Source organism: Sediminibacterium sp. (genome assembly GCF_051860225.1).
In the GTDB taxonomy this organism is placed as follows: Bacteria; Bacteroidota; Bacteroidia; order Chitinophagales; family Chitinophagaceae; genus Sediminibacterium.
In genome coordinates, this window is sequence record NZ_JBHYEI010000005.1 from 27,188 (window position 1) to 40,800 (window position 13,613).

Below are 13,613 nucleotides of genomic sequence, written 5' to 3' on the forward strand. Positions count from 1 at the left end.
AAAATTTAATCATTAAACCAATCAGCAAATTTTTTTAAGTCTACATTCCCACCAGTTAAAATAATACCTATTTGTTTCCCTTTAAATAATTCTTTGTGTTTTAGAACTGCAGCCAAAGGAACTACACAGCTAGGTTCTACCACAATTTTCATCCGCTCATATACCAAGCGCAAAGCAGACTTTATCTCATCTTCAGTCACTAAAAAAATATCGGTAACATGTGCACGAATTATTGATAGGGTTCGCTCACTTAAAGTAGTTAATAAACCATCTGCAATAGTATTAACGTAAGGAGCTTTTTCTACTTTACCCGATTTAAAACTTAAAATGGCATCGGCTGCGCCTTCAGGTTCGCCAGCATATACTTTTACAGTAGGTTTAAAATAATGCGCACCCAATGCAGTGCCCGACAATAAACCGCCACCACCAACAGGTGTAAAAACAAAATCTAATGTTGGAACAGTTATCAATAGTTCTTTCACACAAGTTGCTTGCCCTGTAATCACTCGATCATCATCGTATGGATGAATAAATTCTGCACCGGTTTCCGCAACAATTTTATTAAGTGCTTCTTCGCGTGCAGCTTGATTAGCTGCACAAAAAATAACTTCTGCTCCATACCCCTTTACTGCATTCACTTTTACTGAAGGTGAATTTTCGGGCATAACAATAAAAGCCTTAGTGCCCAATGTTTTTGCAGCAAATGCAATAGCCTGTGCATGATTCCCAGAGGAATGCGTAGCCAACCCTTTAGCAATCTGTTCGGGGCTCAAACTAAGGGCAGCATTCATCCCACCCCTAATTTTAAAAGCGCCTATTTTTTGAAAATTTTCGCATTTGAAAAAAAGTTCAGCACCAGCCATTTCATTAATGCTGCTATTCGTTAATACAGGGGTCTGATGAATAAAGGGCTTTATTTTTTCGTGTGCGTTTTCAATGGATTCTTTGGTAATCATTTGTTGCTTTTTTCTCTAATCAATTTAAATTCAGAACCGTCTTTCCATTTTGGGAAACTCGTTTCAAAACCCATTTTGCGGCCAATGGTAAACAATAATTTCAAATCGTTGATAGCACCATCACCTGTCCAAGTTTTAGGATCATAATTGTCTGATGGCTGGTGGTAATTTTTACGGGTATATTCATTTTCCAAAGCTTCCCCATATTCTTTTCCTTTGCCCACAACATCTACCCCACTATTGGCAAATAGTGCAGGAATACCCACTTTAGCAAAATTGAAATGATCAGATCGATAATAATAACCCGCTTCGGTATGGGTATCAAAAGAAAGGTATCCACCATTTTTTTCAATGGCTTCTTTAAGATAATCTTCCAATTCCGATTGACCCTGCCCAACTACCACCATGTCTTTGGTTTTACCAAAACGATTAAGCCCATCCATATTGATATTGGCCACGGTTTTTTTAACAGGATAAATTGGATTCGCTGAATAATAAGCTGAGCCCAATAACCCTTGTTCTTCTGCTGTAACTGCTAAAAAAACAATGGTACGTTCTGGTTTTGTATTCATTTTTTTAAATGCCCTTGCCATTTCTAATAAACCTGCTGTACCTGATGCATTGTCTAGTGCGCCATTATATATAGAATCACCTGTTTGGTCTGGACGACCAACGCCTAAATGATCCCAATGCGCAGTGTAAATAATCACTTCATCAGGCCTTTTAGTTCCAGTAATTTTCGCAATAACATTGCTCGATTTATTGAAGCTTGCTTTTACCTTCATAGTCGTACTGAGTTGTAACCCTAGAGACATTGCTTTAAAACCAGGTTGATTCGCTTTCACTAATAAACTAGAATCATACCCTGCTGCTGCAAATAATTGGTGCGAAATTTTTTCTGGCATCCAACCTATCATATCACAATTGGGAATATTCTTTCCTCGATTGTCTAATTTCAACCGAGTTGTATTAAAACTATTTTGTTGTACACTAAACGGATAGCTTGCTGCGGCTGTATTATGAATGATTAAACAAGCTTTTGCTCCTTGCCTTGCAGCTTCTTCAAACTTATACGTCCAACGCCCATAGTAAGTCATAGCTTTCCCTTTAAAAAGGGTGGTATCACCAACCCAAAAACCTGGATCGTTCACCATTACCAATACTACTTTTCCTTTCACATCTAACCCTGCATAATCATTCCAATTATATTCAGGTGCAACAACGCCATATCCTGCAAATACCAACTCAGCATTATTTAAACTGATACTTGAATCGGTTTTATCGGTCCAAATTATATAATCATCAAAGGCTTTTAAATTAAAAATACCCTTAGCTGATTTCACTTGCATACTTGGAGCAGCAGTTGCCAAAATATTGGCCATGGGTACCTCTTGAATATAACTATCCCCATTGCCAGGTTCTAGCCCCATTTGCTTAAACTGTTCTTGTAGGTAGTTTACTGTTTTGGTTTCCCCTACTGTAAATGGCATTCGTCCCATAAATTCGTCAGAAGCCAAAATTGAGATATGCTTTTTAAGAGTGTCTGCATTAAATACATTGAGGCCGTCGTCTTCTGTGAATTTGGTTTTATTAGATTCACAAGAAATCAATGATAAAATTGTAATAAAGAGGAATAAAAACTTTTGCATAACGTTTGGTTGTAAGTAATCCTTAGACGCTAAATATAAGAAAATAAAAAAGCAACTGAAACTAATTAAAGTAACAGTTGCCTTTAAATTGCACTCTTGTGCTAAAGCTTATTTTTTAGTTGTTTTTATGATTGGGGCCCCAACGTATTTAGCCAAAGTTTCCCTAGTAGCTTTACTTGAGGGTCTTAATCCTGCACTCGAAATAATATTCCCCTGTGGATCAATTAACACATTACGAGGAATTAAACCAACATTTAAGAAACGCATGAAATCTGATTCAAGTCCTTTATCTGCAATTAATTGAATTCCTCCTAATTGCTTCTCAGTCACAAAAGAACGCCATTTTTGATAGTCGCCCTTGCTGTCAATTGAAATACAAACAAATTCAATTAGATCATTATTCTTATAGTCTTTAATCAATTCATCTAATTCAGGGAACTCTCTAATACAAGGGCCGCACCATGTTGCCCAAATATCAATATAAACATATTTTCCTTTTAAAGAGCTTAAACTCACTAAACCACCTTTGTGATTCTCGTAATTAAAATCTGGTAATTTACTGCCAGATTTATTAGACCTAGCTGTTGCCAATCGCATATCAATTTCTGCTAGTGTCTTTTCTACTCTAATTAATGGCTTAATTTTTAAAAAGTCCGATTCAAATGATGAATTTCTAGTATCAACTTTATTAAATAACATACGCACAATTTGATCACGTATTGGTTCATAAGTTATTTTATTGGCGAATTCCCTCGTAAAATCAATAATTGAAGCAGTTGAATCAACTTTTCTTCCATCCGCTTCTAATAACCTCCATTTATCCACAATAAGGTATCGATAATCCATTGAGTTATTATAAGCGTCTGCATCATTCATATTTAAGTCCCGAATAGGATCTAAATAATTACTAGGAATAAATGGTTCTGTTTTAGTATTGTACACATAAAATTTTCTATAGTTATTTCTTTTTAGCAAATAATCATATAAAATTAATTTTTGGGAGAGATCCGCATCTTCTTTCTCTAAATTAGCATCACGTAATTGTTGAAACATTTGACTACTATCAGCAGCAATTTTTTTCAAAAAATCTTCCACAGGCACCACAAAAAAGGTTTTAGTATCACCCACCAAGTCTCCATCTAATTTGCTTTTAGCTTTTAGATAATTATTAAACTTGGCCCCCTCTCCTTCAAATTTTATAGAATTTGGAAATGATTTAGTATCAATATTTACCGTCAGGTTATATCCATTTTTAAGGAATAAAGTGGTATAAGACTTTTCTTGTTTAATAAAGTAAGTACCTGGCTCTTTAATAGTAAATTGACTAGTAAAGTTTCCATTTTTTTCAACAGGGATAATTATTTCAAATGATTTATCAAACTTATAAATGATTAATTCATTGGAAATTGAATTTGTAATATTTCCATTAATTTTTACTAGCTTATCATTTTTCTGGCCAAAAAGGGAGAACGAAAAAATAAGTAAAAATATACTAAGTGTATTTTTCATGAGTTTTTAATTAAGTGCTAAAAAACAATCGTCGAAAGTAATTTAATAACCAGGATTTTGAGTTATTTGCCCATTGGTCAAATCAATTTCTCTTCTTGGAATTGGATATACCCATTTAGTTGGATTAGTTAAAAAACTATTAGGAGCAACTCCAGTTCTAATTTTATCAAACATATCATGTCCTTCAAAAGCCAATTCCCATCTTCTTTCTCTTAAGATAGCATTCAAGAGATCCGTAGCATTAGTAAAACTAGCAATTGTAAATGGTGCAGGTTTTAAGCCCACAGGAAAAGACCTTTGACGAATTGCATTTAACAGACTAATTGCTTCACCATTAATTGCATTAGTAGACCTTACTAAGGCCTCTGCTCTATTTAAATATATTTCACTTACCCTAATTATTGGTAAATGATCTCTACCAACAGGATTGGCAAATTTTGATGGGCAAACTAAATTGGCAGGACCTGCAGGATTACCTACCACCATCATTGATGCACTATTTCGAATATCATTTGGTGCATAAGTTGCTAAAAAAGCAGGCGCTGGCCAAATTGCTGTTTTTGAAAAATAGCCAGTAAGATTATTATCTGCTATATCAGAATTATAACTAACAGGAAAAGCAAAAATCAGTTCTGAACTTAATGGAATATTTGAAGTTGCAGTTGTTACTGGAAAAACTAAAGCGGGAGAGCTAGCGAGTGTATATTGGGTTGTATTGGTCAATGCTTTTGCAGAATAATCAATGGCCTTAGTATAATCTCGCTTATATAGTGCAACTCTTGAGGCTAGCGCAAAACAGGTTGTTTTTTGCGCTCTTCCGCGAAATACTTGAGGAGTGGCAGTTGAAAGGTCAGTTAAGATTTCAGCTGCTTCATCAAGGTCTTTAAAAATCTGATCATAAACCGCCGATGTTGTAGCACGAGCAATATTTTTAGTGGGATCATAATTGGAATAATTCAATAATTGAATCGGCAATCCTGCTCCAGATATATTTCCAGTAAGTGCACCATCCCCAAAATTTCTAAGTAAGAAAAAATAATTCAATGCTCGAACAAATTTTGCTTCTGCAATTAACCGATCCTTTACTGCATTACTGAAAGTAGCATTAGGAATCAAATTGATAATAACATTGGCTTCATTTATAGCGCTATAATGATTATTCCATAGGGTTTGTACTAACCCTGATGTAGGAGTTAATGTGCCATTCCACAAAGAAATAAAGCCATTTGTTGCTAATGTAACAGATATACCTGTTGCTACATCAGCACTCATGTAATAATAATTCCGAATGGCGGTATATGATTTAAAATAAGAGCTAGCTAATAAAGCTTGAGCGCTATTTACACTACCCACAACCTGAGATTCAATTAGAATATTTTCAGGAGGCAGATCTAATTGCTTACTGCAAGAGGTACTTGTAGCAGCTAGTAAAATGATAAAAAATAATTTATTAATAAATTTCATACAATTCATTTTTGTGATTTATAAACCGATTTTAAATCCAACTCGAAAAGTTCTAGGATTGGGCATGGTGATTTCATCATATCCGGATTGCAATACAGAAGAACCAAATGCACTTATTTCTGGATCAATCCCTGTGTACTTGGTAATTAGGAATAAATTATTGGCTTCTGCAAATAATTTGATACTCCCTCCTGAAATTCTTGCTCTTTTAAGTAGATTTTCGCCAAAATTATACGCAATCGTAAGATTTCTTAGTCTCAAAAATGACCCATCTTCTAAGAATCGTGAAGAATTTCTGCCGAGGGTAAAATCTTGAAATTGTGCAGTACTTCCACCAGGAGTAAAAGCAGTATTAGATCGATTGATTAAAGCAGGGATATCAGTATTATCACCCGGTCTTTTCCAATAATTAAGAATATCCTTTGAAAGATTTGGCGCGTCAACAGAACTAAAGGCATACATTGATGCTTTAGCACCGTTAAATATTTTATTACCGACAGCAAAAGTTAAAAAGAAGGAAAACTCAAAATTTTTATACCGGAACCGATTATCGAATCCACCAAAAAAGGTTGGAAGTGCATCGCCCATATTTCTTCGCTGACTATTATGATCTCTTGAAGTTCCCGCATACAAAATTTCAAATGGTACCATTGAAACAGTGTCATTAGAACCAATCCATAGCGGATTACCTGTTGCAGCATCTACTCCACCCCAAAACATTAAGTTAAAAGCAGTTGCAGAACCACCTTCAGTCCAAAAACGTCCACCACTTCGTTCAGCAGCTAGAGAAGCATCTAATTTATTGGCAAAATTCAGTCTGCTAATTATATTTTGATTTCGAGCAATATTGAAACTACTTGTCCAAGAAAAATCCTTTTTATCAATATTCTTTGTAGTGATCGTTAGTTCAAATCCCTTATTAACCATTTCACCAATATTCTGCTGTTGTGAAGTAAACCCAACAAATCCAGGCAAACCTCCATTCACTAGCAAATCTTTAGTAGTCCGTTTATAATATTCCGCACTTACTCTTACTCTATTTTGAAAAAAACTACCGTCTAAACCAACATCAATATTAGTAGTACGTTGCCATTTTAAATCTGGATTAGCTGGTCTAGTTGCACTAATTATAGTTGTACCAGCATAAGTTGTTCCCGTACTAGAAAAAGAATATTGACCTAAACTACCATAATAACCAGCACCACCATCTGTTCCTGTTAAACCCATACTACCACGAAGTTTTAATTCATTGATCCATCTTGCATTTTGTAAAAATTTCTCCTTAGACAAAACCCATCCTGCGGAAATAGAAGGGAAACTCACATACCGATTATTAATACTAAATCTTGAAGAACCATCTACTCGATTAGTAATACCCACTAAATATTTGTCTTTATACCCATAGTCAAGTCTAGCTAAAAAAGAAACCAGTGTCCATTCTTGTGTAAGCGCATTAGTTATAGAACGATTTGAAGCAGAAATGATGCTCAAAACTCTATCATCCATGAAATTGGTTGCAGTAATGGTTGTTGCACTCTCTTTTGACTTTTCGAAACTTTGTCCAATAACACCACTAATTGTATGGTCCCCAAAGCGCTTGTTAAAGTTCAAGAGATTATTAATAACAGTTTTAAAGTTGTTAATATTACTCTCTGTTGCAGAACCACGAAGTGTTCCTTGTTTATCAATTTCTCTGCTGTAAGCTTTTGTGTTGTACCAATCAACGCCAAAATCAAAACGATAATTTAACCAACTGTTTATTTTAATTTCTGCAAATACGTTGCTAATTGCGCGAAGATCATTTACATAATTCTTACCTGTATTTATTGTTCCAACAGGATTAAGATCCCGTAAGGGAGCACTTCCATTGATTATATTTGTAGGAGAAACTATAGCTCTCCACGCATATAAACCTAAAGAATCAAAAACAGGAATATTAGGTGCTTTTATTACTGCATCATAATAAGCTCTTTGTGCATTTAGAGAATTATTTAAAGTTGCACTGATGGCAGTAGAAACGCCAATTTTTATACTGTTTGATAAATTTGATTCTACATTGATTCTTCCTTGAAATCTTTCAAAATCATTATTAGCGATATAAGAAGATTCTTTATCATATCCCCCACTTATGAAATAACGTGTTTTATCTGTTCCACCACTAACCGAGGTAGACAAATTATAGCCAATTCCAGTTCTATTGATTAGGTCTAACCAATTTGTATTAAAACCCTTTTTAAAAGCCCGATTAGGAGGGGGCCAACCTGCTGTTGGTCTGCGCGCATTTAATGTATCAAAATAGTCACTATAGAATTGAGCATACTCATCCCCATTCATCAATGAAGGTAATTTAAAAGCATTTTGGGCAACTGTTGAAAAATTCACATTTACGCGAGCTTTTCCGAGCATTCCCTTCTTTGTCGTAATCAAAATAACTCCAGCAGCCCCTCTACTTCCATAGATAGAAGTAGCATAGGCATCCTTTAATACCTCCATGCTCTCTATATCATCTGGATTAATATTTGCTAAGGGATTTCTTTCAAATTGATTTCTGGGAGTATAATTGTTTGCGGTAATTGGTTGAGTAAAAGAAGCTGCAGAACCGCTTGCACTAAAATTAGTTGAATTAGTATTACGATCTTGACCATACATTGGTACACCATCAATAACAATCAAAGGAGCATTACCTGCATCACTTAATGTTGTAACACCACGAATAGTAATAGAAGAAGCAGCTCCGGGAGCACCTGAAGAAGGTTGAACAAAAACTCCTGCAATTCTTCCTTGTAATAGTTTATCCATGGAAATAGGATTATTCCCAACAAGATCAGGTTTTAGTGTTCCAACAGAACCCGTCAATTTACGTCTATCCACTTTACCATAACCAATCACAACAATATCCCCGATTGTAGCACTAGTTGGCTTTAATTGTATAAACTTTGGTACTTTATATTCTAATACAGCTACTTCTTTATCCTCATAACCTACTGAAGAAATTAATAAAATAAAATTAGTAGCAGATGTTTGCAGGCTGAAACCACCTTTCTCATCACTAATTGTTACAATATTAGTACCCTTTATACGAATAGTTGCACCTGCAATAGGTGACCCATCTATTTCTTGCTTTAGAATACCATTAACCGTTTTTAATTGAGCGTTTACTGTAAATGATACTAAGATCATCCAAACAAGGAGATGCCATTTTTTAAGTTTACTCATGCAGTCTACTTTTATTGATTTATGAATAAGCATATTAATCAATTTAGAGGCATGAGAATTTTGAAATATGTAAAACCGTATAATTTGATGGTAAAATAGCCTTATTTATACATGAAATTTATTATAGTACCTTATTGCTAAAAATTGAGATAAACCTTTACTTTAGGGGAAGAAATGATGAAAAAACATACCTATTTAAAAGTTGCTGAGATTAGTTTAGTAAGTGCTAGTTTCTTACTTTTTTGGCTATTATATTATAGTATACTTGGGAAAATATGGCCTAATGATAATATAGGAAAATACAGATTATTCTCGCACTTGACTCAATGCGCAATAATTTGCATTTCTGCTTTTGTAGTTTTTCCACGTTATGCGATTAAAAAACAAAAAATACAATTTATATTATTATCAATTTTTTCCATAATAGTATTTACAGAGCTTTTTAATATTGCACGACTATTTTTATCAAACCCGATTTTTCACCTATTAGGTCCAACAGTTAGACAAAAAACAAATAATCTTCAAGTACAAAATTATTATTATCAAAATTTCATTTCAGCACTTACTTATTATCTTCTAGGACTTGGTTACGCATTTGCAAGAGATTGGATTAATAAAGATCGTAAGTCACTAATACTTGAAAAGGAAATTGCGCAAGCGGAGTTAACACTACTAAGAAACCAACTTAATCCACATTTCTTATTTAATACTATTAATAATATTTACTACTTAGCACTTATTCAATCAACAAAGACAGCAGAGGCTTTATTGCAACTTTCAGATTTACTCAGATATGTACTATCAGAAAAAGAAAATTTAGTAACATTAGACAAAGAATATGAATGCTTAGAGAAATTCATACAATTACATAGACTTCGATTTCCTAACGACAATATAATTTTGGAAATTTCAGGAAAAGAGGAATTTTCTACTATTCAAATTCCTCCGATGGTATTGTTGACATTTGTTGAAAATGCCTTTAAGCACGGAGATGCAGGAGAGTCGGAAGAACCTATTGAAATCAATTTAAATATCCATGATAACCAATTGACCTATTCGGTAAAAAATAAAATCGGCAAAAATATATCCAAAAATACTACTAGTGGAATAGGAATACCCAATCTTAAAAAAAGACTTACATTGTTATATCCAGCAAAACATAAATTAGATTTTAATTTATCAAACACATACTATTTTGCCAAACTAGAAATTAATTTAAAAAATTGATACACGCAATCGCAATAGATGACGAAGAAAATGCCCTTGGCATTATACAAGAGTATAGTTTATCAATCCATGATTTTAAACTACATAAAACATTTGTAGACCCATTAAAAGGACTTGAATATATTCAACAAACCAAAGAAATAAATTGCGTCTTTTTAGATATTCAAATGAATAAAATGAATGGACTTGAACTTGCCAAAAAAATCAACCAAGATCTAAAAATTGTCTTTACCACTGCTTACCCTGATTTTGCTTTACAAGGATTTGAACTTGATGTTGCAGATTATTTATTAAAACCTTTCTCATTAAATAGGTTTAATAGATCAATAGAAAAGATAAGGGTATTATTAAAAAGTGAATCTGCAAAAAATATAAAGTTAGTTCCAGATATTCACGATGTAATTTTTGTAAGAACTGATAATAAATCACAAAAAATTCGAATAATGGACATTTCCTACATTGAAGGTTCAGGTAATTATGTAACCATTCATGTTGGTAAGTCTAAATTCTTAGTTTTAAAAAATCTAAAAAGTTTTGAAGAGCAACTAATGCCATATCAGTTTATCCGAATTCATAAGTCTTTTATCATTTCATTAACCCATTTAGACAGTATAGAAAAGTCCTCAGTAAAAATTGGCGAAATAAATATTCCCATAAGCGAATCCTATAAGGACACCTTACACCAATTTCTTGATTTGAATTTTAAACAGTTTTAAAATAATTCAAAATATTACCTCGGTGGAATTGTGATAGTCTTTCTAGCGGTATCGGCACATCCATTGCCGGTTACAATTAATTGAACAGTATAAGTTCTGCTGGTAGCTTCTTTGTTATAAACCGTTTCAATAAAACTATAGAATTCATTGTTGGTATTACCATTACCAAAATTCCATTGATAAGAGTCAATTGTACTGGTTGGTATAGTTGAACGACTATTAAAAGACCAGCGCTGAGTGGTTGGATAATCCCAAACTAGAGTTTCTTCAAATTTAGCAGTAGGTTTAGGATTTTCTCCTTTTGCATTTACCAATTTATTGGTTCGATAAATTTCTCTACCATTCAATTTAACACTCATAATAACGTCATAGTCATTAGGAAACTTGTACTTATACATAATTGGATTTCCAGTTCTAGTTCCCGTTCCATCAGAAAAATCCCACTCATAAATAGCACCAGTAGGAACATTCTCTGCTTCAGCTGTAAACAATATTCTTTCATTGGTGCATGCATCAATTGTTTCTGTTCTAAATTTCCCTCTGATATTATATCTGCCAGGAATAGTAACCTGAACTGTTGTATCATCCGTGCAACCAAAATTGGACAAGATGGTTAATTTGACTGCGTAAGTTGTGTCAAAAATTTTATGAGGAAACTCATGTCGTACTAAGCCTACAGAACTAATGTATTCTGTTCCATCACCCCAATTATATTTAAACTGAATAATGTCTCCTTGGTTAACCGAAGATGCGCTATTAAAAGTCACATAATTTAAATTCTGAGGAAAATCAAACTTGGTTGAAAAAATGGCTTCTGGCTTAGTTTGTTGACCTAATGCTTTTACCCCAAAACTAACTTTAGCAAGCATATTACTAGCATTTGCCATCACCATTAAAGTAACTACAAATGACCCAGCTGCTTGATAATAATGAGTGACATTTGAACCATTAGCCTCGCTTCCATCTCCAAAGCTCCAACTGTAATAGCCTCCTGCAGGTAATGAAACACCAGATGCAGTAAATGTGAATACTTCTCTTGAAGGGAAACAAGTTGAAGTTTGACTAAACTTAGCTTCTACGTTTCCATAAGTAACAGTTGTTGTATCTCTTGAAACAGTAACTAATGCTCCTTGTGTTAATTGTGCGGAATCTACTTGTACTAATTTATTCAAGTCTACCACCTCCTCTTTTTTACATGAAAAAAGAGACAGCATCACAAAGCTTATGATATAAAATACTTTTAAACGCATCATAATAGGGCTTATTTAGCCGGGATAGTAATATTTGCGACAGTAGTATCCTTACAGCCAGTATTGCTAGTAACAATTAATCTAATAGTATGATTAACAGGCGTAGCTTCTCTAGTATATTCTTGCTCTACAATAGTATTAAAATTGTCGTCAACCCTGTTAAATGGCATTTCCCATCTGTATCCTGTTAAATAACCATGTGGAATATTAGATTGACTATAGAATGCCCAAATTACTTTTGTTGGAGTTGAGCTTACAACATTCTTAAGCATTAACGCTTTAGGTTTAATATTCTGTCCAAATGCCCTAACAGGTCTATGAGTTTGATAAATGATTTTACCTCTTAAGGTAATGGTCATTTTTACATCGTAATCATTTTGATACGTAAATTGCTTTTTTACTGGGTTACCAGTAACAACACCCGTAGCATCTGCAAAATCCCATGAATAAACAGCACCTGCTGGAACACCAGTGGCATTCGGAGTGAAAATGAAATACTCGTTTGTACAAGCATCAAATTGTTCAATATTAAAGTTGCCACTGATATTGTATGATGCGGGAACAAATACATTTATTGATGCAGTGTCCTTACATCCTGAGTTTGCCGACACTACTAATCTTACAGGGTAGGTTTTATCTTCTGGAACTTTAGGGAAATTTTTTGGCATGAAAGAATTAGAACTATTGCTTGTTGTACCGTCTGCCCAATCCCAAAAATGATCTACAATGGTTCCTGTAGGCACAGTTGACCTACTGGTAAATGTCATGTTATTTAGAAAATTGATATCAGGAAGTGCACTTGAAAAAATAGCAGTTGGAGTAACTTGTTGTCCGAGCGCTTTTACTGAAACAGAAGCTTTATGTATTAATGCATCAGCTGCAGTTTTGATTTGAAGTATGATGGTATAAGTTGCCGGATTTCTGTACATATTTCTTACAGTAGTTCCTGTAAGCGATTTCCCGTCCCCAAACTCCCATACAAACTTCGCTCCTGCAGGCAAACCAGCAGCAGATGCTGTAAAAGAAAAAATTTCATTGCTAGGAAAACAAGCATCGGACTTAGCATAAGTAATAGTTACTTGACCATCTTTTACAGAAACAGTGTCTTTAAACACTGCGGTGGCTCCACCAATGGGTGGACTATTGTCTTCAGTAGTTTGCGTTAAATTGGCCGGTTTGTCTGCCTCTTTTTTACATCCTGAAATCACGATAAACGTGAAAACGCAAAGAGACACGAAAATGTGCTTGGTTTTCATACACTAAAATTAAACTATTCTTTCGAGAACGCCGATAAATAGGCTATTTTATTGTAATATAAGCAAAAAACTATATTTTGCCAATATACCTGCCAAACTTACATTTGCACTCCTTGGGGGGTTAGCTCAGTTGGCTAGAGCGCTTGCATGGCATGCAAGAGGTCGTCGGTTCGACCCCGATACTCTCCACCACAATGCCCCTTTGAAAGGGGCTTTTTTATGCATTTAAGTCACTCATAATTGATTTTGTTAAAAAATAAAAATACCCAATGATTGGTATTCACTTTTTGTAATGAATTTGGCTTTTAACCTTACAATGGGTATCAAATGGGTATCAAAAAAATCAAAAGCAGAAAATATATTCACAGAT

The 13,613-nt window shown here is 34.2% G+C and carries 9 protein-coding genes and 1 tRNA gene; 3 read left to right on the forward strand and 7 right to left on the reverse strand.

Features of this window, described 5'->3' with window-relative positions; all coding sequences use genetic code 11:
- Positions 1–5 precede the first annotated feature (5 nt).
- The 5 genes from ACTIEI_RS13915 to ACTIEI_RS13935 all read right to left on the reverse strand — a co-directional run bounded on the left by ACTIEI_RS13915 (position 6) and on the right by ACTIEI_RS13935 (position 8,794).
- The gene (locus tag ACTIEI_RS13915; RefSeq protein ID WP_439506900.1) at positions 6–956 is read right to left on the reverse strand and encodes a threonine ammonia-lyase; all 951 of its coding nucleotides are present in this window, start codon (positions 954–956) and stop codon (positions 6–8) included.
- Positions 953–2,605 (reverse strand): M28 family metallopeptidase, encoded by a 1,653-nt coding sequence (locus tag ACTIEI_RS13920; protein WP_439506901.1) that lies wholly within the window; start codon positions 2,603–2,605, stop codon positions 953–955. The genes ACTIEI_RS13915 and ACTIEI_RS13920 overlap by 4 nt, the downstream gene beginning before the upstream one ends.
- A gap of 108 nt (positions 2,606–2,713) precedes the next feature.
- Positions 2,714–4,114 carry a redoxin family protein gene (locus ACTIEI_RS13925; RefSeq protein ID WP_439506902.1) on the reverse strand — a complete coding sequence of 467 codons (1,401 nt, stop codon included), beginning with the start codon at positions 4,112–4,114 and terminating at the stop codon, positions 2,714–2,716.
- 42 nt (positions 4,115–4,156) lie between these two features.
- Positions 4,157–5,578 (reverse strand): RagB/SusD family nutrient uptake outer membrane protein, encoded by a 1,422-nt coding sequence (locus tag ACTIEI_RS13930; protein ID WP_439506903.1) that lies wholly within the window; start codon positions 5,576–5,578, stop codon positions 4,157–4,159.
- Between the two features lie 18 nt (positions 5,579–5,596).
- Entirely contained in the window at positions 5,597–8,794 is a 3,198-nt protein-coding gene (locus tag ACTIEI_RS13935) for a SusC/RagA family TonB-linked outer membrane protein (RefSeq protein ID WP_439506904.1), read from the reverse strand.
- A gap of 174 nt (positions 8,795–8,968) precedes the next feature.
- Between ACTIEI_RS13935 and ACTIEI_RS13940 the strand changes: the two genes are divergently transcribed.
- Both ACTIEI_RS13940 and ACTIEI_RS13945 read left to right on the forward strand, forming a co-directional pair.
- Positions 8,969–10,021: a sensor histidine kinase gene (locus ACTIEI_RS13940; protein ID WP_439506905.1), complete on the forward strand. Its 1,053-nt coding sequence runs from the start codon at positions 8,969–8,971 to the stop codon at positions 10,019–10,021.
- The gene (locus ACTIEI_RS13945; protein ID WP_439506906.1) at positions 10,018–10,737 is read left to right on the forward strand and encodes a LytR/AlgR family response regulator transcription factor; all 720 of its coding nucleotides are present in this window, start codon (positions 10,018–10,020) and stop codon (positions 10,735–10,737) included. The genes ACTIEI_RS13940 and ACTIEI_RS13945 overlap by 4 nt, the downstream gene beginning before the upstream one ends.
- 14 nt (positions 10,738–10,751) lie before the next feature.
- On the opposite strand, the gene ACTIEI_RS13950 is transcribed toward ACTIEI_RS13945, so the two are convergent.
- Both ACTIEI_RS13950 and ACTIEI_RS13955 read right to left on the reverse strand, forming a co-directional pair.
- The gene (locus tag ACTIEI_RS13950) at positions 10,752–11,990 is read right to left on the reverse strand and encodes a PKD domain-containing protein (RefSeq protein ID WP_439506907.1); all 1,239 of its coding nucleotides are present in this window, start codon (positions 11,988–11,990) and stop codon (positions 10,752–10,754) included.
- Positions 11,991–11,998: 8 nt separating this feature from the next.
- A complete protein-coding gene (locus ACTIEI_RS13955) occupies positions 11,999–13,243 on the reverse strand; it encodes a PKD domain-containing protein (protein WP_439506908.1) in 1,245 nt (414 codons plus the stop codon).
- 115 nt (positions 13,244–13,358) lie between these two features.
- On the opposite strand from ACTIEI_RS13955, the gene ACTIEI_RS13960 reads away from it, so the two are divergent.
- Positions 13,359–13,435, forward strand: a tRNA-Ala gene (locus ACTIEI_RS13960).
- Positions 13,436–13,613: the final 178 nt, after the last annotated feature.